The organism is Sorangium sp. So ce426, from assembly GCF_051475585.1.
Classification (GTDB): domain Bacteria; phylum Myxococcota_A; class Polyangia; order Polyangiales; family Polyangiaceae; genus Sorangium; species Sorangium cellulosum_B.
Genome location: NZ_CP150341.1, coordinates 13,168,238 through 13,191,145 on the forward strand (window position 1 = coordinate 13,168,238; position 22,908 = coordinate 13,191,145).

Annotated in this window: 15 protein-coding genes; 7 read left to right on the plus strand and 8 right to left on the minus strand. The window is 73.9% G+C overall.

The genetic code is table 11. The features are described from left to right. Positions 1–182: 182 nt before the first annotated feature. Entirely contained in the window at positions 183–1,475 is a 1,293-nt protein-coding gene (locus WMF44_RS49590; protein WP_437297038.1) for a CapA family protein, read from the minus strand. 232 nt (positions 1,476–1,707) lie between these two features. On the opposite strand from WMF44_RS49590, the gene WMF44_RS49595 reads away from it, so the two are divergent. From WMF44_RS49595 to mobA, 4 genes are all read left to right on the plus strand, one after another. After that, complete coding sequence (locus WMF44_RS49595) at positions 1,708–3,594, plus strand: FAD-binding oxidoreductase (RefSeq protein WP_437297039.1); 1,887 nt, start codon at positions 1,708–1,710, stop codon at positions 3,592–3,594. Between the two features lie 92 nt (positions 3,595–3,686). Continuing rightward, the gene (locus WMF44_RS49600) at positions 3,687–4,175 is read left to right on the plus strand and encodes a MarR family winged helix-turn-helix transcriptional regulator (protein WP_437297040.1); all 489 of its coding nucleotides are present in this window, start codon (positions 3,687–3,689) and stop codon (positions 4,173–4,175) included. Positions 4,176–4,206: 31 nt separating this feature from the next. Beyond that, a complete protein-coding gene (locus WMF44_RS49605) occupies positions 4,207–4,947 on the plus strand; it encodes an acetolactate decarboxylase (RefSeq protein ID WP_437297041.1) in 741 nt (246 codons plus the stop codon). Between the two features lie 91 nt (positions 4,948–5,038). After that, a complete protein-coding gene (mobA, locus tag WMF44_RS49610; RefSeq protein WP_437301699.1) occupies positions 5,039–5,698 on the plus strand; it encodes a molybdenum cofactor guanylyltransferase in 660 nt (219 codons plus the stop codon). A gap of 6 nt (positions 5,699–5,704) precedes the next feature. On the opposite strand, the gene WMF44_RS49615 is transcribed toward mobA, so the two are convergent. The 4 genes from WMF44_RS49615 to WMF44_RS49630 form a co-directional block, all read right to left on the minus strand. Further along, positions 5,705–6,706, minus strand: a complete 1,002-nt coding sequence (locus WMF44_RS49615) for an MBL fold metallo-hydrolase (RefSeq protein ID WP_437297042.1) — start codon at positions 6,704–6,706, stop codon at positions 5,705–5,707. A gap of 8 nt (positions 6,707–6,714) precedes the next feature. Further along, complete coding sequence (locus WMF44_RS49620; RefSeq protein WP_437297043.1) at positions 6,715–7,320, minus strand: hypothetical protein; 606 nt, start codon at positions 7,318–7,320, stop codon at positions 6,715–6,717. Between the two features lie 67 nt (positions 7,321–7,387). Next, entirely contained in the window at positions 7,388–8,491 is a 1,104-nt protein-coding gene (locus tag WMF44_RS49625; protein ID WP_437297044.1) for a serine/threonine-protein kinase, read from the minus strand. A gap of 136 nt (positions 8,492–8,627) precedes the next feature. After that, positions 8,628–9,095: a hypothetical protein gene (locus WMF44_RS49630; RefSeq protein ID WP_437297045.1), complete on the minus strand. Its 468-nt coding sequence runs from the start codon at positions 9,093–9,095 to the stop codon at positions 8,628–8,630. An 887-nt stretch (positions 9,096–9,982) separates the two neighbouring features. On the opposite strand from WMF44_RS49630, the gene WMF44_RS49635 reads away from it, so the two are divergent. Beyond that, the gene (locus WMF44_RS49635) at positions 9,983–10,249 is read left to right on the plus strand and encodes a hypothetical protein (RefSeq protein ID WP_437297046.1); all 267 of its coding nucleotides are present in this window, start codon (positions 9,983–9,985) and stop codon (positions 10,247–10,249) included. A gap of 142 nt (positions 10,250–10,391) precedes the next feature. Continuing rightward, on the plus strand, positions 10,392–11,282 hold the full coding sequence (locus tag WMF44_RS49640; RefSeq protein ID WP_437297047.1) for a Uma2 family endonuclease: 891 nt from the start codon (positions 10,392–10,394) through the stop codon (positions 11,280–11,282). A gap of 102 nt (positions 11,283–11,384) precedes the next feature. Here the strand turns inward: WMF44_RS49640 and WMF44_RS49645 are convergent, their stop codons facing one another. The 3 genes from WMF44_RS49645 to WMF44_RS49655 all read right to left on the minus strand — a co-directional run bounded on the left by WMF44_RS49645 (position 11,385) and on the right by WMF44_RS49655 (position 22,013). Then, positions 11,385–13,793 (minus strand): hypothetical protein, encoded by a 2,409-nt coding sequence (locus WMF44_RS49645; RefSeq protein ID WP_437297048.1) that lies wholly within the window; start codon positions 13,791–13,793, stop codon positions 11,385–11,387. Between the two features lie 172 nt (positions 13,794–13,965). Continuing rightward, a complete protein-coding gene (locus WMF44_RS49650) occupies positions 13,966–15,468 on the minus strand; it encodes a protein kinase domain-containing protein (protein WP_437297049.1) in 1,503 nt (500 codons plus the stop codon). A 641-nt stretch (positions 15,469–16,109) separates the two neighbouring features. Beyond that, positions 16,110–22,013: a cellulose synthase gene (locus tag WMF44_RS49655; RefSeq protein WP_437297050.1), complete on the minus strand. Its 5,904-nt coding sequence runs from the start codon at positions 22,011–22,013 to the stop codon at positions 16,110–16,112. Here WMF44_RS49655 and WMF44_RS49660 point away from each other — a divergent pair. Continuing rightward, on the plus strand, positions 21,940–22,728 hold the full coding sequence (locus WMF44_RS49660) for a hypothetical protein (protein ID WP_437297051.1): 789 nt from the start codon (positions 21,940–21,942) through the stop codon (positions 22,726–22,728). The genes WMF44_RS49655 and WMF44_RS49660 overlap by 74 nt on opposite strands. Positions 22,729–22,908 lie beyond the last annotated feature (180 nt).

The following is a 22,908-nucleotide window of genomic DNA, read 5'->3' on the forward strand; positions in this document are numbered from 1 at the left end:
CGTTTCGTGGGCGTACGGCGCGAACGCCCGCCGAATGCCTCGATGGCGCCGTGCTCGACGCCATCGAGGCTCTCCGCTTCGCTCCGACCCGCTTCGCGGGCGGCCTCCGCCCAGCCGCCGGCGCCGACCGACGGTGCCAAGCGATTCGCGCGCGTGCCCGTCGCGAGGCCGCGAAGCGTCGCTCAGCGGATCGGGCCGGCGACCCTCGGCGGCGAGGCGGGGGCCGCCTCCGCGGCGGGCTCGAGCGGCGCGCAGCCGTCGGCGGCGAAGGGGCCGATCGCCGGCTCGCCCTTGACGAACGCCGAGACGCGGCGCATCCGCTCGGCGAACGCCGCCTCGGTCTCGGCCCGCCGCGGGTCGGCCGCGAGCGGGACGGTCCCGAGGCCCTCGCTGCGCACCGGGCAGATCTCGGCGAGGGGCGGCGCGCCCCGCCGCAGGCGCAGGCGCGCGATCATCGCGAGCTCGACCGCGGGGCCGGTCCTCTTCACCTTCATGATGAAGTTGCCGAGGCTGTAGAAGATGGGCCGGCCGCGGCGGAGCTCGATGCCCTGGAGCACGTGCGGGTGGTGGCCGAGGAAGGCGTCGGCGCCCGCGTCGATGGCGGCGCCGGCGAGCGCGCGCGCCTGGGGCAGCGGGGTGTCCAGGTACTCGGTGCCGCCGTGGTAGCTCACGACGACAGCGTCCACGCCGGGCTGCTTGCGCGCGGCGCGCACCGCGGCGGCGAGCCCGTCCCGCTCCGCGGCGGCGACGAACTCCCGCGCCGGGTGCTGCCAGAGCGAGCCCTGGTTCCAGATGCCGGTCACGGCGAGCAGCGCCACGCGGAAGCCGCGGTGCTCGATGATGGCCGGCGCGTACGCCTGGAGCCGCGTCCGGCCGGCGCCCACGTAGGCGACGCCCGCGCGCTCCAGGTGGCCGAGCGTCTCGAGGAACGCGCCCTTGCCGTAGTCCCACATGTGGTTGTTCGCGAGCGACACAACGCCGATGCCGGCGCGCGCGAGCGCGTCCGCGCCGGCCGGCGGGCCCGTGAACACGAGCGGCTGGCGTGGGTGCTGGGTCTCGCCGCCCTGGTCGCTGAGCTGGTTCTCGAGGTTGACGAAGCGCACGTCGGCGGACGCGAACAGCGCCGCGACGGAGGCGAACGGATCGTACGCCGGATCGCGGAGCAGCTCCTGGCCGAGCGCCTTGCCGAGGCAGACGTCGCCGCCGGCGAGGAGCGTGATCGCGTCGGCCGGCGCGGCGGTGGCGTCTGCCGGCGCGGCGGTGGCCGCGGCGGCCGGCGCGGCGGTGGCGGCCGGCGCGGCGGTGGCGGCAGCCGGCGCGGCGCGGGCTCCCCGGGTCGCTTCCGCGACGTCGCGCGGCACGGCCGGCGCGACGGCGGGCGGAGGCGCGAGCCCGGCACCCACGTTGGCGGGCTGCTCACAGCCGATCTGCGCGGCGGCTGCGCACATCGCGAGGAAGAAAGGGGCAGGGCGCATCTCGAGCGGCGTCTCGGCGCGCATTATCCACGGGCCCGCGGCCGCGCCCAAGTATCCGGTGGTACGCCCGCCGACGTTCGTGCCACCATCGCCGCGCGTTGAGCAGGCCCAGAAGAGCCGCGGCGTCGATCGGCGGCCGCGCTCTCTCGATGGACGTCCGGCCCGCTCCAGCGCGATCTACTCGGGATTGGACGCGCGCTCGTGCGCGGGTTGCTTGGAAGGCCTTATCTCCATGGTGAATCGAAGACGTGAGACTCCCTCGGGCTCGACGCTGGTCTCCTCGCGCGGCGCGACGCCGGCGAGCACGCGCATCGTGCCGGGCCCCGCGGCGCGCGACGAGGCGCGCGACGAGGAGCGCAAGGACGGCTGGGGCTTCGCCGACACCCGGTTCGTCGTCAAGCCGAGCGGCAGCGTCGTGCTGACCGGCACGCGGTACAGCATCAGCAACGTCGAGCTGCCGTCGCTGCTCCCGTGGATGTCGGCCACGCTCGCCGCGCCGCTCTCCTACGAGAACCGCAACGAGCCGCACTACCCGCCCAAGATCCCCGACGCCAGGGTCGCGAGCGAGCTCGTCGCCGCGCTCCGCGGCTTCCTTTCGGACGATCAGATCTCGCAGGACCCGCTCGTGCGCCTCCGGCGCGGCCACGGCCACACCGGCGCCGAGATCTGGGCGATCCGCTACGAGCGCCTCGAGCGCGTCCCGGATCTCGTCGTGTTCCCCGCGTCGCACGACGACGTCGTGCGCCTCACCGAGGTCGCCAAGCAACACGGCGCGTGCCTCGTCCCGTTCGGCGGCGGCACCAACGTCACGGACGCCCTGCGCCTGTCGATCCACGAGGAGCGGACGGTGATCGCCGTCGACATGCGGCGCATGAACAGGATCCTCTGGCTCGATCCCGTGAACCGCATGGCCTGCATCGAGGCGGGCGCGACCGGGCGGCACATCGTCGCGGAGCTCGAGAAGCACGGGCTCACCATGGGGCACGAGCCCGACAGCCTCGAGTTCTCGACGCTCGGAGGGTGGATCGCGACGAACGCGAGCGGGATGAAGAAGAACCGGTATGGCAACATCGAGGATCTCGTCCTCGACATGCAGGTCGTGACCGCGCGCGGCGTGGTCGAGCGGCCGCACGTGGCCCCGCGCGAGAGCGTCGGCGCCAACCCGAAGAACTGCATGTTCGGCAGCGAGGGCAACTATGGAATCGTCACCAGCGCTGTCGTCAAGCTGTTCCCCCTGCCCGAGGTCCAGCGCTACGGCAGCGTCATCTTCCCCGACCTCGGGCGCGGGCTCGCTTTCCTCTACGACCTGCAGGCCGCCGGCGCGCTGCCCGCGAGCGTGCGTGTCATGGACAACACGCAGTTCCATTTCGGTCAGGCGCTCAAGCCGAAGAAGTCCGGGCTGCTCGCCCGGGTGAAGAGCCAGGCGGAGAAGCTCGTGGTGACCCGGATCAAGGGCTTCGATCCGCACCAGCTCGCCGTCGCCACCCTCGTGTTCGAGGGGACGAAGGAGGAGGTCGACTTCCAGGAGAAGACGCTCTACCGCATCGCGGCGCAGCACGGCGGGATGAAGGCGGGCGCGGCGAACGGCGAGCGCGGCTATCAGCTCACCTTCGGCATCGCGTATATCCGCGATCTCACGTTCGAGCACTGGGCGATCGCGGAGAGCTTCGAGACGAGCGTCCCGTGGAGCCGGGCGCTCGAGCTCTACGACCGGGTGCGCCAGCGCATCCTGCGCGAGCACGAGCAGCGGCGCCTGCCTGGCAAGCCGTTCTTCACGGGGCGTATCACCCAGGTCTACCCCACGGGGGTCTGCATCTATTTCTATCTCGGCTTCTACGCCAAGGGCGTCGACGACCCCGTGCGCCATTACGCCGAGATGGAGCACGCCGCGCGAGAGGAGATCCTCGCCGCCGGAGGGTCGCTGTCTCACCACCACGGGATCGGCAAGATCCGGCAGGATTTCGTGAAGGACATCTACTCGGACGGCGCGCGCGCCTTCATGCAGCAGGTGAAGCAGGCCGTCGATCCGGACAACCTGTTCGGCGCGGCGAACCACGGCGTGCTCGGCGAGGTCGCGCTCTCGAGCGCGGAAGAGCAGGGGCGAGCGCCCTCGCCTTGACCCTGGGCGGCGCGGCCGCCGGCGGGGCGCGGCGCTGCTGCCCCGGTGCCAAATTGGTTGCGCATCGCAACCATCCGTGGTCTCCTCGACGGGTGACCACGAGAGAGCTCCGCTCGGAGGTCCGCGCCTTCGTGCGCGGTTTCGGTCTCCTGGACGAGGAGCGCACGCCGTGCGGCGTCCGGGTGGCGCCGCGCGAGGCCCACGCCCTGACGGTCCTGGCGGACGCCGAGCGGGCGGGAGAGCAGCTCTCCCAGAGCGACCTGCGGCGGGCGCTCGGCATCGACAAGAGCAATGTCACCCGGCTGATACAGCGCCTTCGCGAGGATGGCCGGGTGGAGCAGGACGTCAGCGAGGAAGACGGGCGGGTCCGCCGCCTGCGGCTCACCTCGACCGGGCGCCGCATGGCGGGGCGACTCGAGGGGCAAAGCCTGCTGCGGTTCCAGTCGATCGTGGACGCCATCCCCTGCGAGGAGCGCGCCGCCGTGGTGCGCGCGCTGCACGTCCTGAATCGCGCGCTCTCGCGCGTGACCCGCGCGACAGAGGAGCAACCCCATGCGAGCGATGCGAGCGACTCTCCCTAGCGTTCTTCTCGGGCTCCTCGGAGCTCTCCTGATGTCCCCGATCGCCTCCTGCACGCCTTCCAGCGAGACCGCAGCGGGTTCCAGCGAGACCGCCGCGGGACCCGCGCCGGGCGCGCCGGCGGCGGTGCAGGTCCGCTCGTTCGGCGCGCTGCGCGCCATCATGCACGAGGGGCAGACGGGGCCCGCCGTGCGCATCGGTGATGTGGTGCCGGGCCCGCGCGCGTTCGGGATCGGGGCGCTCAGCGCGCTGCGCGGGGAGGTGACGGTCGTCGACGACGCGATCTGGACCTCCTATGCGCGCGACGACGGGACCCTCGACGTGCGCCCCGCCGGGGCGGACGAGGAGGCGACGCTCTTCGTCGTGGCGAACGTCGCGCGCTGGCAGGAGGCGACGCTCGACGCCGACGTGCCTGACGGGCAGATCGACGCGCGCATCGAGGCCTTGCTGCGGGAGCGCGGGCTCGACACGGAGGGCGCTGTCCCGGTCCAGGTGCGCGGCGGCTTCCGCGATCTCCGCTGGCACGTCATCGACGGGAGAAAGCTCGCCCCCGGCGGCGGTCACGCGGACCATGTGCGGGCGTCGGTGAACGGAGCGCTCCCCGCCGCCGAGGGGGTGCTGGTGGGCTTCTTCTCGAAGCGCCACCACGGCGTCTTCACGCACATGGGGTCGAACACGCACTTTCACGTCGTCCTGCCGGAGCGACCGCTGATGGGCCACGTGGACGGCGTGACGCTCGCCCGCGGCGCGCGGGTCCTCCTGCCGGCTCCTTGAGGCTTGGCACGAGCGCACCGGCGGCGGCGCTCGGCGCGCGCCGCGGCGCATGTTCCGGGCAGGGGTGGTATGCAGGACGGCGGTGCAGCTCATGACGGCGCCCTCGGAGGACGGCGGCGGGGCGGGCCGCGTGGCCGGCCTCGCGGGCGTCGTGCTGTGCGGCGGACAGAGCCGCCGGATGGGGCGCCCCAAGGCATGGCTGCCGTTCGAGGGCGAGGCGCTGCTCCAGCGGGTGGTGCGGCGCCTCGGCGAGGCGGCCTCGCCGCTCGTGGTGGTCGCGGCGCCGGGGCAGGAGCTGCCGCCGCTGCCGGAGGGGGTGCTGCTCGTGCGCGATCCGGTGGAGGGCCGCGGACCGCTGCAGGGCATCGCGGCCGGGCTCGATGCGATCGCGCCGCTCGCCGAGCGGGCCTACGTCGCCTCGACCGACGCGCCCTTCCTGCACCCCGCCTTCGTGCGGCGCCTCGCGGATCTCCAGGCGGGCGGCCACGCCATCGCGGTGCCGCGGGCAGAGGGGCACCATCACCCGCTCGCCGCGGTGTACGCGTGCTCCGTGCGCGGCGAGGTGGCGGCCTTGCTCGCCGAGGGCAGGCTGCGGCTCTCCACCCTGTTCGAGCGGGCGCGCACCCTCGTCGCGGAGCCGGAGCTCCTGCTCGCGGATCCGCGGCTCCGCGCCGCGGATCCGGCGCTGCGATCGCTGCGCAACCTGAACACGCCCGAGGACTACGCGGCGGCGCTCCGCGAGCTCGACTGACCCGGCCTAGTCGCCGCGCGGCGCCGGCGCGCTCGTCGCCGCCGCGCCCCCGGGCTCGCCCCTCGTGATGAGGATCCGCTGCTCTCCGTGCCTGGGCAGGATCACGCGATCCGGCCCCAGCCCGCGCGCGGCCATGACGCGCCGGAGCTCGCGGGGCGCCTCTCCGAACGTATCGGTGCTGTTGATGAACGTGTCGAAATGGATAGCCATCATCCGCCGCGCCCCGAGGTCGAGGAAGGCCTGCACCGCCTCCGCCGGATCGACGTGCTTGCTCTCCATGAACTCGCGCGGCCCCACCGGCGCGATCGGCAAGAGGGCCAGATCGATCGAGGGGAATCGCCCGCGCGTCTTCACGAAGCCATCGCGGTCGTAGGCTGTGTCGCCGCCGAAGTAGACCGTGATTCCATGGTACTCGACGACATACCCCGTGAAGCTCTCCGCCATCCAGTCCCGGTCCAGCCCGTAGCGATAGCCGGAGTGCCGCACCGGGACGGCCGTGATCTTGAGATCTCCCTGCCGCCATGTCGTCCAGGTCGGGACCTCGAACGAGGCGAAGCGATGGTTGGGCACGTAGACGAGCCCGCCCCGAGGCACGAGCAGCGCGCGGACCTTCGGCTCGATCAGGGACAGCGACCCGAGCGAGAGGTGGTCGAGGTGCATGTGCGAGATCAGCACGGCGTCGATGGGCGGCAGGTCCTCCGGGGCGAGCCCCGGCTCGACGAGCCGCTTCACCATGAGGCCCACCGTCGACGTGAAGACGGGGTCGGTCAGGATCCATCGGTCGTCGATCTGCACGAGCACGGTCGCGTGCCCGACCCAGAGCGCGGCGAGCCTCGCCTCGGGGCGGTACGGCGCGCGCACCTTGTCCGGCACGGGCAGCGGGCTCGCGAACAGCCTCGCCACGTTGCTCTCCAGGATGCGCGCGGGCACGCCGCACGACAGGCCCGCGAGCGCGAGGAGCGCCGCGGCGGACAGGCGAGTTTGCGACGAGGAGGAGCGCGTGGCCATGCGCGGCGTCAGAAGTAGCGGATGCTGAGCGTGATCGTGGTCGATCGCAAGGCGGCCGTCGGCGTCGCCGCCACCTGCGCGCCCAGGGCGCCGAACAGGGTGTAGACCCCCGCCTCGTACGAGGCCGCCACCTGCCCTCGAGCAAAGAGCGCGGATCCGCCGAGCGAGCAGGACAGGTAGTCGCCGCCGTCGAGGAGCGGGAAATAGGCGCGGACCCCGCCCCGGATCACCCAGCGATCGGCGAACGCGCCCGGACGGGCGACGTACCCGGGCGAGCCGAAGAGCTCGATCGAGCCGGCGTGACGCGTGAGCGGCTCCGCGATGAAGGCGCGCCACGGCGAGAGCTTGCGGTTGATGCCGAACGAGTAGAGCAGCGGCGTCACCTGCCAGCGGAACCCGAAGCGCGCCCCGCCCGGTTCGAGCCACAGCTCGGGGCTCGGCACGAGCTGGACGAGGAGCCACGCCAGCGTGGGGCGGATGTCGGGCTCCGTGACGGCGGTCGCCGGCGCCGCCTGCCGCGGCGCCTCGGGCGATGCGCCCACGGCGAGCGGCGACGCGCCCACGGCGAGCGGCGACGCGCCCGCGGCGAGCGGCCAGAGCAGCCAGCCGACCACGGCGGCGCAAGCGGCCAGCGCACGAGCGCGGCGTCGCGCGAGGGAGCGCGCTCCGGGCATGCCGCGGCTACGGCGCGTCGCCGTACACCCTGCCGAGCTGCTTGTAGAGGAACCGCGCCGCGTGCTCTCCATAGGGCGTCTGCGCCGCGTACACGTCCGGCGAGGCGATCGGCGCGTGCGCCGCCAGCGCGCCTGGCCGCCCGAGCCGGGCGAGATCTTCGCTGAGCGCCTCCATCGAGGGATATCGGTTCTCCGGCCGCTTGCGCAGGCACTTCGCGATCACCGCCTCGAGCGCCCGCGACGCCGGGCTCTCACCCAGGTTGAGCGGCGGGGGCGGCGTGACGAGCTGGTTGGCCAGCACCACGGCCTCGTCCATGGCGGGCGCCAGGGCAGGGGAGGAGGCCCGCGCGACGCTGAAGGGGAGACGGCCGGTGAACATCCGGTACATGAGCATGCCGAAGCCGTAGACGTCCGTGCGCCCGTCGGGAGGGTCGCTGACGGTCTGCTCCGGCGCCATGTACTCCAGGGTGCCGACGGTCACCCCGGCCTGCGTGAGCCCCGAGTGCTCGTACAGCTTCGCGAACCCGAAATCGACGACCTTGGCCGCCCAGGCGTCGCCCTTCTCCCCCACGAGGAACACGTTGGCGGGCTTCACGTCGCGGTGGACGATCCCCGCGCGGTGGGCCGCGCCGAGCCCGGCCGCGGCCTGCAGGAGGAAGGGCACGCCCGCCTCCGGGGACAGCCGCTTCTCGCGCAGGAGCAGCGAGCTCAGCGACTCGCCGAAGAGGAACTCCAGCACGAGGTAAGGCGACCCTTCATGGAGGCCGATGTCGAGGACCTCGACGATGTTCGGGTGAACGACCGTGGCCGCGGCCTTGGCCTCCAGGAGGAACCGCGCCTTCACCTTGGGCTCGCGGCGGAACCTCGGCTCCAGGAGCTTCAGCGCGACGGGCGCGCCGCTCTTCGTGTCCTCCGCCAGGAACACCTGCGCCATGGCGCCGCTGCCGATCAGGCCCCGCACCCGGTACCGCTCGGCGACGATCGCGCCCACGTGCTCGGTGGGCTGGGACCGGAGCCGCCGGATGTCGTGGCTCGCGACCAGCTTCTCTCCGTCGTGCGGGCAGAAGCGGTGGTCATCCGCGTACCGCCGGTGGCAACGAGGGCACAACATGAGGTCCCGTCCTCGGGGATAGCGCTTCCGCCGCCCTTTTTGCAAGACCCGACGTGCGCGGCGGCCGCGCGAAGGGCGTGCGGCGACGGATCTCCCGAGCTCGGCATCGCGCTCGTCCGGCGGTGCTCCCCGGCACCTATCTGCCACCCATCGGCCGCGATAGGCCGCACCGCTCGGGCCGCGTCCCTCCTCGCCCGCATTGCTGACACCACCAGCTCGTTTTGCCCGGCTGCTCGGATGTCTTCGGCGCCCTCGGCTTCACGGAGGTCCCCGCGAGCTTTTCCGCCGCTTGCGGCGCCTTCTCCACAGGCTTGCGCGCCGTCGAGAGCTCCGCTCGCAGCACCCGCACCTCCAGCGCGAACGAGTCCCGCTCGGAGCGCGCCTGCCGGGCCTCCTCCAGCGCAGCCTGGCGCTCCGTTTCTGCGACGGCCTTCGCGGACTCCAGGGCGGCGTGCGCCGCGTGCTGCGCCTGCCGCGCCGCTGCGACGTCGCGCAGCGCGGCCTCGGCGTCGCGCTGGGCCGCGTCTTGCGCCTGCCGCGCCGCTGCGGCCTCGCGCTGCGCTGTGTCCTGTGCATGGCGAGCGGCCTCCGCGCCGCTGCGCATGGCCTCGGCCTCGCGCTCCCGCGCCGACGCGGCATGGGCCGCCTCTCCTTCAGCAGTGAGCGCGCGCCGCGTGTCCTCGAGAGCCCGCCGTAGCTGCCGTCGCCCCCCGCTCGGCGATGATCGCCGCCACGAGCGTGAGGGCGAGCGGGACGGAGTGCCGCGCGGCGGCGGGCGGGTGCGACATGGCCGAGTCGTGCACGGGTGCCTCGGCAGACTGCCCGGCGAACACTGCGCCTTGTGACCTCTACGCGTGGGCGGGTAGTCAATGTCTGACGAGCTGCAACGCGGACACGGATTGCATCGCTGGCGCCTTTTGCACGGGAAACATCATGATTCCTGGAACATGCCAGGCGCACACCGTGCTGTTGCTCGGCGGCGCGGACGACATCCTCGGAGCCCACTTCCATCCCGGCGAGGGTTTGCTGGCAATGCCTGGCAACCTTTCGGGTACGTCGAGGACACGACCAGGTCAGAATTGGCACCTGATATCGCGGCACCACCGTCGGACCGCCCGGCGATGGTCTACACGCATGGCATCAGGGTGAACGGGTCGGACGTCCTGGAAATCCGGGCGAGGGAAAGGAACGCCGAGAATGCATGGGTGCTTGAGCCTGTGCTCAGCACGAACGTTTCAGGGGGCACGCCGTCCTCGACCGTGCCGTCCTCGATCATCGCCTTCCGCGGCGGGAGCGGGGCCGATCTGCTGGGTGGTCCTCGTTGACTCGGCAGGGGGAATGTACTGGAGGAGGCGGACGGGAACGACGACGTGGAGCCCGTTGCTGCGAATCGGAACGCTTACGACGAGTCATCAGGTCGCGCTCGCCGCTCTCGACGGGGGGCTTGTCGTGATGGCCTACCGATCGAGCTCCAGCGGGTCAGCGGGAACGTTGTATACTAGGTTCTTCAACCCGAGCGGCAGTGGCAGCTGGTCGACGGCGACGCAGCCCGTCAGCGGCATCCGCATCGTGGGCTCTCCGGCGCTGGCCCGCGGCGTGGGCGCCGGCACCTCGGCAGCGGCCTCCGTGGAGCTCGCCTACGTGCTCGACTCGACCGGCGGTGGTTCTGGCACATCCGGTGCCATTCGTCACACGCGGTGCACCGCAATGACCTCCGGCGCCTGCAGCAGCTGGACCCCCATGCTCTACGTCGAATGAAGACGCACTGACCGATGGCGTCGCTCGGGCGCTCACGACGCGGCGACGCATTTTCCGAAATCACCCGCCCCGCCCGCCCGGAACTCCTTAACAGAGACACCCCGCAGCGCGGCCCCTTCCGCGCCCGGGGGGAGGTGTTGCCATGACCGCACCCAGGATTCCGCCGACCTTGCCCGCCGCGCAGCGCGCCCCCAGCCCCGTGCTACCTTCCGGGCCGATGCCGCCGTCTCTCCGCGTGATCCGCTGCTCCGAGGTCGTCCCGGACCTCGAGCGCTGGGTGCTGACGGAGGAGACGGTGCCCGAGTCGAGCCCCCACGATCTGTTGAGCGAGCGCATCCGCGGCTTGTTGCTCGGCTGGGCAGCCCGTGCCGAGCGCACCGTGAAGATAGGCCGCAACCTCGCCGTCCGCTGGGACCGCCAGCACCCGCAGCTCGGGGTCGACCCGGACGTCTACGTCGTCGAGCCGCCGCCCCCGGAGGGGGACGCGGTGCGCAGCCTGAGGCTCTGGACGAAGGGCCATGTCGCGCCGCGGCTCGCCGTGGAGATCGTCAGCGCGCAGCACCCGACGAAGGACTACGTCATCGCGCCGCAGAAGTATGCGGCTTGCGGGGTCGAGGAGCTGTGGATCCTCGACCCGTTCCACGAGGGCCCGCGCGCCCACGGCGGCCCGTTCCGGATCCAGATCTGGCGCCGCGTGGACGACGCCATGTTCGCGCAGGTGCATGCCGGCGAGGGGCCCGCGTGGTCTGAGTTCCTGCAGGGCTGGCTTCACGCCGCGCGGACGCCGGCCGGCGCGTCGTTCGACCTCAGCACCGACGAGGCCGGCGCGGAGCGCTGGTTGACCCCGGAAGAGGCGGAGCGCTCCGCCAAGGAAGCTGCCCGCCGGGAGGCCGCGCGCGCCCAGCGCAAGGCCGAAGCCGCGCAGCGCAAGGCCGAAGCCGCGCAGCGGGACGCCGAGGCCGAGCGCACGGCCCGCGAGGCCGCCGAGCGGCGCATCCGGGAGCTCGAGGCGCTGCTCGCCCGCGCTCGGTAGCGCTGCGCTCTCGCCCTCGCCCTGTCTCCGTCCGGCCGTCACGAGCTGCGCCAGCACGACGCGTGCGACGACCGCCTCGGCCCCCCACCTGCGCTCTCGAGCTCAGCCCTCCGGCTTCCCCTCGGCCGAAAGCTCTATCTCCGAAAGCCTCCCCACGAGCGGATCCTCGCTCCCGAGCTGCTGAAACGCCCCCGGATCGCTCTTCTCGAGCGCCGCAAGGAGCTGCGCCAGCCCGCGCTGCGACCCGTAGTAGTTCGACATCTCGTGATCCTCGTCCGTGATGCAGGCGCGCACCGCGCTCCGCGAGACCTCCGGGAGCCGCAGCGCCTTGAGCGCCATCGACCACAGGCCGTCGATGCGGTTCTGGTCCGCCGGGAACTCCAAGAGGCCAGCCATGGTGAGCAGCATGGCGCAGCGCTGCCCCCTCGGCGTGGACAGCTCCCCTTCGCCGGAGAGGTAGCCGAGATCGAAGGCGCGGCGCATGGCGTCGGCCGCGCAGAGCAGGCGCTTCAGCTCCTTTGCCGCGTGGCTCAGGTGGCTGTGGAACATGACCTCGACCGAGAGGCCGCCGAGCGCCTCCTCGCTCTGCTGAAAGCGGGTGATGACCGGGAGCCGCCCGAGATCCTGCTGCACGGCGCCGCCCGTGGGCACGTCGTGGGGCGGCTCGCGGTGGCTGAAGAAGCCCCCCGACTGGAAGGCATAGTAGAGCTCGCTCTGGCCCGCGAGCCCCGCCCAGATGTCCGAGTACTGCGCGACGCGATTGAGGCTGCCCGCCGCCCAGTTGAGGCCCGCCGCGCCGTCGCCGCCGATCTGCGACGCGCTCACCCCCGGGTCGCGCGGCGTCATCGAGGCCTCGATGTCCTCGGCGATGTCCGCGAGCTGGAAGTCGAGGAAGCCGTCGTAGTAATCCGCGCGCCCGTCCCGGTTCACGTCGGAGTAGCGGGCGACGACGAGCGGGTGTGAGGGCCCGACGAACTGCGAGAACCCGGCGATCTGCGCCTGCGGGTGGGGCCACTGTGCCTTCCGGAGGCGCGCGTCGAGCTCCGCGTGCGACGCGCGCTTGCTCATCCCGCGCAGCGCGGCGACGAAGCAGTCGACCCCCTCGGACGAGGTGACCACCCCGTCCGGTCCGGTCCTGAAGTACGTCGAGTCCCACGAAGAGTAGATGTCGGCGTCCGGGAACATCTGGGAGACGGCAAAGCGCGTGGTGAGCCCCGCGCACTGCGAGTTCATCATCAGCTTGTACCCTTCCTGTTTCACCTGCACAGCGGCCGCGCGGAGGTCGAAGGCGCCGAGCTGGGCGTGCCGGTTGATGTGCACCCCGATGAAGAACGCCATCCCCATCTCCAGGTTCTCGTCGCGCGGGGTCGCGGCGCGGGCGAAGACGCGGATGGGCTCGCCGGCGGGCGTCTTGAAGGGGGCCTCGAAGGCGCGGTAAGGGCTCGAGGCGTTCGGCGACGGGGGCGCCTCGGGCGGGAGGGCGATCTCCTTGAAGCCGTGGGTCGACACGAGGATGTTGCACTCGCCCTCGTGGAACTCCGAGGCGCCGCACATCGCGAGGTTCCACGGTCCCGTGAGCTCGTCGTACGGCGGCGCCTCGCGGAGCAGCCCGCGGACGAGCCCCCGCGCTCGCTCCTGCTGGGCCGCCGTGAGCCCCGGGGCGCGCAGCTGGAGCAGGTGGATCGCGTGCGCGCGCAGCGCCGGCCGGGCCGTCTCGTCGCCCGCCTCCCTCTCGATGAGCGCGAGGATCTCCTCGGCGGCGCGCTCCGCGACCGGCGCGAAGCCGCGGTCGTCCAGCGACGTCGCGATGAGGTGCGCGAGGATGGTCGTCGCCGCCGAGCGGAGGGTCGCGGCGGCGGTCGGATCGCGCCTCGCCTCCTCGCCGCCCACGGTCGCGATCTCGAGCGCCGCGCGCGCCTGATCCAGCAGCGCCGCGCCCCGGCGCGCCGAGAGCCGCTCCTTGCGCGCCGGCTCCTCCGGGTGGAACGCGCTCGGCGGGAAGAGCTGCGTGAGCGTGCTCGTCCGGCGCGACGAGATCCACCGGGCCGCGGTGACGAGGGCATCGCGGGCGGCGGGCCCGTCGGGGCCGAGGGTCGGGCTCGCGCTGAACACCCCGGCGGGCAGGAGCCAGAGCGGCGCGGCGCCCTCGCGCCCCGCGTTCAGGTCGATCGGCGCCGCCTGCGACGCCACGCCCGGATCCGGCACGACCTCGACGCTGGAGACGGCGACGGCGCGCAGCCGTCGACGCACGGGCGAGCGGCCGGGAAACACGATGAGCACCGCCTTGCCCTCGCGCTCCCGGAGCGCCGCAAGGCTGTCCCCGGGGACCGGCGCCGAGAGCGAGATGGCATGATCGCTGTCGCTCATCGCGACCGCGAGCAGGTGAATGCCTGGCGCGGACTTTCGCTCTTCGAAGGCGGACGACGCGGCTGGCCCGACGGCATCCACGGTGCCAGGCAGGTCGACGAACCCTCGGGGCGAACGGATCCGGACGATGACATCGCTGGGCATGACGCTCTCCTGAGGTGGGGGAGCGTCGCCGCGTTCAAGATCCAGGCGCAACAGGAATCCGACCCGGCAGAACGCTGGCGTATCGCATCACAACCGGATCTTGGCGAGCTCGACACTGGCTCGTTCAGGCAGCTCCCTCAATGGCTCTCCGGCAGATCCGGAGTCGACCAGATCACTGCTCGTTCGATGGCGCGCGCTTCGATGGCGCGATGACGGGGTGGCGGGGCGACTCTTGCGCTGACGAGGCGGAGCAGCGAAGCAGGGAGAAGCCTGCTCCGGCGGCGATGAGCACGCCGGCGGCGACGAGCTTGATCCCTGCGCGCTTCGCGCGGCGTGTCCCTGCCGGCGAGGCGACCGCCCCCTCTCCGGCGAGCGCGGCGGTGGCGCCGGCCGTCGCCGGCGAGCAGAGCGCCGCGGCGCCGGGCGGCGCCTCCAGGGAGGCCGCTCCGGCGCCGCGCGCGCGGGGCCGGTTGCTCGAGGGGGGCGCTGGCAGGAGGCTGCCTGCGCGCAGCGTCGCGGTCGACGCGTCCCCGTCCAGATCGGCGGTGCTGGCCGGGAACGCGTCGCTGATGCGGGCGTCGGGCGCGAGCGAGCCGCTCGCGCGGGCGCTGGGCACGAGCGGGTCGCTCGCGCGGGCGCTGGGCACGAGCGCGTCGCTCTCCGGAACCCTGGGCGCCGCCGGGGGGCCGAAGGGGCGGAGGGCGGCGGCCGCGTAGCGCTCGAGGAGCGCGCCTACCTCGCGGAGATCGGCCGGGCGCTGCGCGCGGTCCGGGCTGAGCATGCGATCGATCATGGCTGCGACGTCGGCGGGCAGCGTCGGCGCGCTCTCGCCGATCGGCTGGATGGAGCCGGTCAGGATGCGCTTCATCACCTTGCCCATGTTCTCGGCCTCGGTGGGCCGCACCGAGGTGAGGCACTCGTAGAGGATGACGCCGAGCGACCAGATGTCGGCGCGGTGATCCACGTCGTGCTCGCCGAGGATCTGCTCGGGCGACATGTAGTACGGGGTCCCGAGCATCTCGCCGCTCCCGGTGCGACCCCAGGACCAGCTGGTCTCGCCGGGCGCCGCGGTGACCTTGGCGATGCCGAAGTCGAGCACCCTGACGCGGGCGTCGTGCTGCGCGGCCTCCGGCGCGTCCGCGGAGCCGCGCGCCGCCGCGCCGCTCGGGTGCTCCTCGGCGGCGTGAGCGGCTGTGCCGGGCGAGCCTCGTGGCGCGGCCGCGTCGGGCGTGAGCAGGAAGATGTTGTCGGGCTTGAGGTCGCGGTGGACGATCCCCAGCGCGTGCGCGGTGCCGACGGCCGAGATGACCGGCAGCAGGATGCGCGACAGCTCGGGGAGCGGGATCTGCGCCTCGCGCAGCAGCTTGTCGCGGAGCGACTCCCCCTCGAGCAGATCCATGACGAGGAACGGCGTCCCGTTGTCGAGCTCGAGCACGTCGTGGATGGATGGCACGTTCGGGTGATCGACAGCCGCCGCCGCGCGCGCTTCCCGGACGAGGCGCCGCCGGGTCGACGCGTCCTCCGCCGTGCCGGGGCGCAGCAGCTTCAGCGCCACACGTTCGCCGTCCGCGAGGTGGGTGGCGGCCCAGATGACCCCCATGCCTCCCTCGGCCAGCTGGCGATCGACCCGATAGCGACTCGCCACCAGGGCGCCTGGCATCAGCGGATTGCTCACGCGGAGATCAGGATACCACGCGCCGTCCTCCTGACCTTCTCCGCGCGCCTCAAACGCCCAAACACCGCTCCGGTCGGACAATTACGTGTTCGACGCAGCCCCGCGCACCCCGGCGCGCCATACGACATAGGTGCTCGTGTGTACGTCCCTGTCGCCGCAAAAGCGCGGTGATCTTTTCAACACGGATGTTCGGTTGCCCACCGCGACCCCGGGAGCCACATAACATCACCGGCCCCCTGTACGTCCCTGTTACCGCAGAAGCACCGATATCTTCTCGACATCGAACTTCACCGGTCATGAAACACACCATGCCAAGCCGCGTCACCACCGCTCCTTCATCCATCGTGGCGCGCCCCTCACCGAGCTCATCCCTGGTGAAGCCCCCTCGTCACCGACCTCATCCGCCCTGAAACGCGCCCCGCCGAGCTCCTCCGCCCCGGAATGCGCCCCGCCGAGCTCATCCACCCTGGAACGCACCCCGCCGAGCTCATCCGCCCTGGAATGCGCCCCGCCGAGCGGCGCGCGCCCGCACAGGAGACGGGCCCAGATCGGCGTTTTCGGCGCACAGGCGTGCTCCAGCACGCCGAGCACCGAAAACGTCGAGGTGGGCCCGTATCCGCAGCGGGCGCGTGCCGCTCAGCTCAGACGGCGGGCCAGATGGATCCGGCGCGCCGGCGCTCGGTGTAGGCCTCGGCCGAGAGCGCGTAGCGCAGGAGCTCGTTCGACACCGGGTGTTGAAGGAGCAGGCGGGGCTCCTCGGTCGAGCGGGCCATGTCGCGATCGTACCGGCGGAGGTAGTCGATCGCGGCGAGCGCGTCGCCGCAGAGCAGGTAGCCGATGCGGTGCTCGCTCCGGCGCAGGCCGAGGACGAAGGCGCGCGCGTCGTACGACACAGCGACGGTCGACGCGAGCTCCTCGAGCATCTTGCGCTGGCGGCGCCCGATCGCCCGCTGCACGCCGGGGAGCATCTGCTGCGCGGCGTGCTCGCGCGGGGGCGAGATGGCGCCCGACCCGAAGCCGGGATCGATCGTGCGGATCGACGCCAGCAGCAGGCCGTCGGTCGCCTCGGCCGGGATCTCGTCGAGGAACGTGAAGCCGACCGCGATGCGGGCGAAGAGGCGGGCGAGCGCGAACGTCTGCTCGAGCTCCGGGAGCTCCATGAACGACGTCGGCGCGACGAGGGCAGGGGGATCACCCGGGAAGACGCGGGCGGCTCCTTGCCACGAGGGGACGAGGTAGAGCTCGAACGCCTCGACGCCGAGCGCGCGGCCCACCCGCTCGGCGAGATGCCGCGTCGGGTGGTTGTCGCGCGGGCTGATCCGCTCGCGCGAGCTGATGCCGAAGTTGCTCAGCTCGAAGCGGATCGCCTTCGCGGCGATCGGCGCGATCGCCAGCGCCACGTCGATCCACGGGCTCCGGGCCTCCGGGAGGAGCAGCCGGCCCATCTCGGGGCCCGCGAAGGCCCCGGCGTACGGCGCCTCCGACGGGACGCGCCGGCCCCTGAGCCGGGACATGCGGTCCAGCGACACCTCGCCGAGGCAGGCGCGGACCTCCTCCACGGTGATCCGCTCCTCCGCGCGCCCGTCCTTGGCGAGCGCGGCCTCGAGCGCGGCGAGCGCCGGGCCGAGGTCCGGGAGCCGCGTGAAGACCTCCGGATCGGGCGTCAGGACGTCCCGCAGCACCTGGACCGCCTCCGCGTTGCGGCCCGCGGCCTCGAGCCCGCGGCCGAGCGCGGTGCGCGACTCGGGCGGCGCGCCCGGGAGCGCGACGGCCTGCTGGAGGCGCGCGAGCCCGTCGCGAGGCCGCACGAGCAGGGTCGACTCGAGCAGGCCGAGCGTGGTCAGCCAGCGCGGATCGGCCGGGATGCGGCGCGACTCGGCGATCTCGAGCAGCTGCGCGAGCGCCTTGGCGTAGGCCGCCGCGCCCTCGCTCGTGTCGACGCGGTACAGGCGGGCGAGCGCCACCCACCCGCGCGTGTCGCCGCCGGGCGCGCTCACGATCGCGTCGCACAGCGTGCGGACCATGCCGGCCGTGTCGCCGGCGTCGCGGTAGGCGTCCGCGAGGCGCAGGGCGGCCTCGACGCGGGAGCCCGGGTCGGGCGACAGCTCGACCAGGCGCCCCAGCGCGCGCAGCGCGAGCGCGTGGTCGCCGCGCGTGACGCCGAGCTTGTGCAGCCGCTCGAGCGCGGGACGGTTCTGCGCGTCGAGCGACAGGACCGCCTGGAGCGCGTCCTGGGCGAGCGCCGGGTTCGCGAGCGCGCCCTCGTACAGGTCGGCGATCAGGAACTGCGCCGCGATCTTGGTCTCGGCGTCCGTCGCCGCGGCCACCGTGCGCTTCAGGGCGTCGCGCGCCTCGAGCCAGACGCGCTGCGCGGTGAGCAGCCGCGCGAGCAGGAGCAGCGCGGCCGCGTCGTTCGGGAGCGTCTCGATGACCCGCCGGACGGCCGCGATGCCCACGCCGGCGTCGATCGCGCCCGGGCGCCCGTGGTGCTGCAGCACCGACCGGGCGATCTCCGTGCCGAGCAGCGAGATCGCCTCGCGGCTCGCGGCCTTGCCGAGCGCCTCGCCGAGCCGGTCGGTGAGCCGCTGGGGATCGCCCGCGAGCTCCCTGGCGAGCGCGCGCGCCGCGGCCACGCAGCTCGGATCCGCGCGGAGCGCGCTCTCGTACAGATCGAGCGCGCGCGCGCGGCCCTCGGGGGACGCGTCCTCGGCGGTGAGCTCCGCCGCGCGCACGAGGTGCATCGCGCGCGCGGGCGCTCCGAGGACGAGATCGGCGAGCGCCAGCTGGGCCGCGATCACGCTCGCGCGGTCGCCGAGGCGCTGCGCGAGCCGATCGAGCCCGCGCGCCGCGATGACGCTCTCCGGCCACAGCCCGAGGGCGTTGCGGAAGCCGGCGAGCGCCGCGCGGGCGGCGGCGAGGTCCGCGTCGGCCTGCGCCTCCGCGAGGAGCGCCTCCTCGACGCTGTAGAGGGCGCGCGCGATGGGATCGGGCGTCAGCTCCCGGCTGTCGCGGATGGCGCTGGCGAAGAGCGCCTGCGCCCGCGGCGCGATCGGATCGGCGGGATTCGCCTTGGCGGCGATGCGGAGGATCGCCATGTGGGCGGCCGCGTCGTCGGGCGCCTCCTTCACGATGCGCGCGAGCGCCTCGAGCGCGGCGCTCGGCCCGAGCTGCTCCTCGAGCGACGCGATCTCCCAGAGGGCGCCGCCGCGCGCGGTGGCGGAGGTGAACACGTCGGCCTCCGCGCGCAGGACGGTCGCGAGCGACGTCGGCGCCTCGAGGTGCCGGTAGAGCTGCTCCAGCATGCGGAGCGCCGGGACGTGGTTCGGCACCACCCCGACGAGCCCCTCCAGGATCTCGACGGCCTGGCGCGGGCTGCTGTCCGCGAGGACCAGCGCAAGGGAGATCCGGAGCGCGTGATCGACGAGCGCCGGCGGCTTGCGCTCGAGCCAGCGCGCGTACAGCCCGGCGAGCTCGCTCGCGATCATGGAGGCGGACATCCCCGGCAGGCTGGGCGCGCGGGCGCCGGTCGCGGGCCGCTGAGCGACGGGCGCGCCGAGGCCGACGCCGACGCCTGCGCCGCCGGCGCGGACGTAGATGCGCTCCATCGCGTCGAGGATCGCCGGATCGTGCTGGCCCGAGGCGAGCGCCGCGTCGGCGCGGGCGAGGAGGCGGAGGGCGTCCTGATCGCGCCCGAGGGCGAGCTCCTGCACCTCGGCCGCCTGGAAGAGCAGCCGCGCGTGGTCGTCGGGCCGCTGCGCCTCGTCGGCGAGCGAGCTGAGCACCTCGACGAGCTTCTCGTAGTTGCCGGTCTCGCGGAGGAGCCGCGCGATCTCGATCCGCGGCAGCGGGTGGGCGGGCCGCTTCCGCGCCGCCTCGCGGTACGACTCCACGGCGCTGTGCGGCCGCTTGAGGCGCCGCTCGTCGAGCCCCGCGACCTCGAGCCAGAGGCTGAACGCCGCGTCTCCCGCGGGGTCGCGCTGGATGAGCTTGAGCAGCGCGCGCCGCGCCTCCTCGTACCGGCCGGCGCGCTCGTCGAGGCGGACGCGCGCGCGCAGCGCGTCGGGGTCGGCCGGATCGATCGCGAGCGCGCGATCGACCAGCGACGAGGCCCGGTCGCGATCGCCGAGCCTGAGCTCGGTGACGTCGGCGGCGCGCAGGAGGAGCCTGCGCTGCTCGCGCGGGCTGCCCGTGAGCTCGGCCTCGGCGCAGAGCGCGCGCGCGAGCCGCTGCGCGTCGCCCGCGCGCGCGGCGTTGCGCTGGAGCGCGAGGATCGCGGCGCGCCGCTCCGGGTCGATCGCGAGGATCTTCTCGATCTCCTCCACGGCGCGGGCGGGCTGGGCGAGCTCGTCCTCCCAGATGGAGACGAGCTTCTCGAGCAGCCCGATCTTGCGCGTCGGGTCCTCCGTCGCGCTCGCGGCCTGCGTGTACAGGTCGAGCCGCGCCTGCACGCCGCGCGGATCTTCCTCCACGGCCAGGGCGTCCGGCGTGAGCAGGGCGGAGAGCGCGTCGAAGACCGAGCTGTTGCCCGGCTCGATCGCCCACGCGGCGCGCAGGATGGCGAGCGCCTCGTCGCGCCGCTTCAGGTGGCGCTCGGAGATGTCCGCGGCGCGGAGCAGCGCCGCGACCCGGACGGGCGCGGGCCGGTCGGCGTTGGCGACGGCGGTCCACACCTCCACGCGCTCGGCGTGGTGGCCGAGGCGCTGGAGGGCGCGGTCGAGCCGCTCCCGCGTCGAGCTGTCCTCGGGATCGAGGTCGAGCGCGCGCGTCGCGTGGAGCGCGGCCTGCTCTGCGTCCCCGAGGGTGTCGTAGATCTCCGCGAGGCGGACGTGCTCGTGGATGATCGCCTCTTTGTCGGTGAGGAGCGCGAGCTCCTTCTGGCGCACGTTGGCGGCGAGCTCGAGCATGCCGTTCGCCTCGAGCAGGCGGATCAGCTCGCCGACCACGCGCCGCGCGGTCGGCGAGCCGGCCGGGGCCCGCGTCGACGCGCGCCGGAGGAGGGGCACCGCGTCCGCCGGGGAGCGGATCTTGTCGATGAGCAGCCGCGCCGCCGTGTAGAGCAGCCGCGCCGCGCGGTCGTCGTCGCTCTCGTGATCGGCCTCCAGGGAGAGCGCGCTGACGAGGCCGACGATGCCGTCGTGGTGCACGAGGTGGCGGCGGAGCGCCTCCCGCACGGGCCCAGGCCCTGGATCGAACGCGATCGCGCCCTCGAGGGACGCGAGGGCGAGCTCCGGCTTGTAGAGCTTGCGATCGAGCACGGCGGCGCGCTCGACGTGGACCCAGGCGGTGAGCTGGCCGTCGCCGTCCGGCCGCCCGCGCCCTGGGGCGTAGGCGGCGGAGAGCCGGTCGAGGTGCGCGGCGAGGTCCTTGGCCGCCTGCTCGGCGCCGCGGGCGCTCTCGCGCCGGAGGGCGATCTCGAGCCCGCGCAGCGACGCGGCGTGGAGCGGCACGAGCCGCAGCGCCTCGGTGAACGCCTCGCAGCTCTCGGGCGTCCGCCCGAGGGCCTGGAGCAGGCGCGCCCGCTCGGCGAGGAGGTCGGCCCGGAGCGCGTCGGTCTCGGCGACGCGGAGCTTGTCCTCGACGACCTCGAGCGCGAGGGCGAGCTCGGTGCGCGCGTCGAGCACGCGGTGGACCCGCGAGAGCGCCGGCTCGAGCGTGCGGGACAGCTGTCGCGCGCGCTCGTACGAGCGGCGCGCGGCGGCGGGGTTCTTGAGCACCCGCTCTTCATGGATGCCGAGCTCGACGAGGGCGCGTGCCGCGCCGACCGGATCGCTGCCCTTGAGCCGCTCGGCGCGCTGCTGGAGCTCGGCGGCGAGGTCCGGCGCGGCGAGCTGCGGGCTCTGCGCGGGCGCCTCGGGCGCGTTCGGCTGCGAGCGGGGCGCCGGAGGTGGCTGGGCGGGCGCGTGCGCGGCGCTCGGCGCGTGCGCGGCGCTCGGCGCTGGCGCATGCGCGGCGCTCGGCGCGTGCAGGACGGTCGCCGCATGCGCGGCGCTCGGCGCGTGCAGGACGGTCGCCGCATGCGCGGCGTTTTGCGCGAGCGCCGCTGGGCTCGGCGCGGGCGTGGCGCCCGGCGCATGCGCGGCGTTCGGCGTGACGCCCGGTATCGGCGTGCGCGTGGCGTTCGGCGTGGGCGCGCCGCCCGGCAGCGGCGCGCGCGGGGCGCCCGGCGTGGGCGCGCCGCCCGGCAGCGGCGTGCGCGTGGCGCTCGGCGCGTGCGCGCCGCCTGGCAGCGGCGTGCGCGTCGCGCTTGGCGCGGGCGCCGGCGCGGCGCTCTGCGCGGGCGCGGCGCTCTGTACGGGCGCGGCGCTCTGCGCGGGCACGGCGCTCTGTACGGGCGCCGGTGCGGCGCTCTGCGCGGGCGCGGCGCTCTGTACGGGCGCGGGCGCAGCGCTCTGCGCGGGCGCGCCGCTCTGTGCGAGCGCCGGCTCGATCGACTCGACCGAGATGGGCGCCGGCTCGATCGACTCGACCGAGATGGGCAGCGGCGTCGCGGTCGGCTCGACCGAGATGGGCAGCGGCGTCGCGGTCGGCTCGACCGAGATGGGCATCGGCGTCGTGCTTGCGTCGAAGGCGGCGATCGCCTGGGCCGCGCCGCCCGGCTGGGAGCCCGGCGCCGGCTTGCCCGCGCTCGCGGCGGAGCCTGGAGCGGGCTGCGTTGCGGCGCGGTTCGGGCTCGGCGGGCGCTGGCCTGGGCCGCGCGCCGGAGGGCGGGCTGGGGGGGATCCAGGGGGCGCCGTCGTCTTGGACCTGGACGCGCCTCCCGGAGGCATCGGCGGCGGTGGCCTCGATGGCGGCGCAAGCGACGGCGGCGCCGGTGGCGGCCCGCTCGCGACGCTGCCGTCCTTGCGGCGGATCAGCGGCGGCGGCCTGCTCGGTACCGGCGGCGGTACGCTCGGGGCCGGCGTCTTGTTTGGCCCTGGCGGCGGCGCGCTCGGCGGCAGCGGCGGGCTCGAGGCCAGCTGCGGGCTCGGCAGCGGTGGCGGGATCGAGGTGAGCGGCGGGCTCGGCAGCGGCGGCGGGTTCGGCGGCGGCAGCGGGCTCGCCGTCGCCGGCAGCGGTTCTCCGTCTGTCGGTGCGCTGGCGGCCGCCGGCAGCGGCCCGTCGCCTGTCGGCGCGCTCGCGGTCGCCGGCGGCGGCTCGCCGCCTGTCGGCGCGCTCGCGGCTGCCTGCAGCGGTTCGCCGTCTGCCGGCGCGCTCGCGCTCGACGGCGCGCCGAGCCTCGACGTGCTCGTGCCGACGAGCAGCGTCTTCGCGCCGGGCTGAGGTTGCGCGCTCGCGCGCGTCATTTGAGCGTTGTCGGCGTTGGCTTCCCAGCCACCTTCGTCCGGCGATCCGGACAGGCTCGGCAAACCAGGCCGGCGCGACGCTTCGTGTTGCGGATCGTCCCCGTGGGCCACCGCCGCGGATGCTACACATCCACGCGCCTTCAATCTACAGTCGATG

Excerpts from the sequence above, each read along its gene's own strand:
- WMF44_RS49640 (WP_437297047.1), top strand. The coding sequence starts at position 10,392 with ATGACCGCACCCAGGATTCCGCCGACCTTGCCCGCCGCGCAGCGCGCC.
- WMF44_RS49645 (WP_437297048.1), bottom strand. The coding sequence starts at position 13,793 with ATGCCCAGCGATGTCATCGTCCGGATCCGTTCGCCCCGAGGGTTCGTC.
- mobA (WP_437301699.1), top strand. The coding sequence starts at position 5,039 with ATGACGGCGCCCTCGGAGGACGGCGGCGGGGCGGGCCGCGTGGCCGGC.
- WMF44_RS49630 (WP_437297045.1), bottom strand. The coding sequence starts at position 9,095 with ATGCGCAGCGGCGCGGAGGCCGCTCGCCATGCACAGGACACAGCGCAG.
- WMF44_RS49605 (WP_437297041.1), top strand. The coding sequence starts at position 4,207 with ATGTCCCCGATCGCCTCCTGCACGCCTTCCAGCGAGACCGCAGCGGGT.
- WMF44_RS49660 (WP_437297051.1), top strand. The coding sequence starts at position 21,940 with ATGGGCAGCGGCGTCGCGGTCGGCTCGACCGAGATGGGCAGCGGCGTC.
- WMF44_RS49625 (WP_437297044.1), bottom strand. The coding sequence starts at position 8,491 with ATGTTGTGCCCTCGTTGCCACCGGCGGTACGCGGATGACCACCGCTTC.
- WMF44_RS49595 (WP_437297039.1), top strand. The coding sequence starts at position 1,708 with ATGGTGAATCGAAGACGTGAGACTCCCTCGGGCTCGACGCTGGTCTCC.
- WMF44_RS49590 (WP_437297038.1), bottom strand. The coding sequence starts at position 1,475 with ATGCGCCCTGCCCCTTTCTTCCTCGCGATGTGCGCAGCCGCCGCGCAG.
- WMF44_RS49655 (WP_437297050.1), bottom strand. The coding sequence starts at position 22,013 with ATGCCCATCTCGGTCGAGCCGACCGCGACGCCGCTGCCCATCTCGGTC.
- WMF44_RS49615 (WP_437297042.1), bottom strand. The coding sequence starts at position 6,706 with ATGGCCACGCGCTCCTCCTCGTCGCAAACTCGCCTGTCCGCCGCGGCG.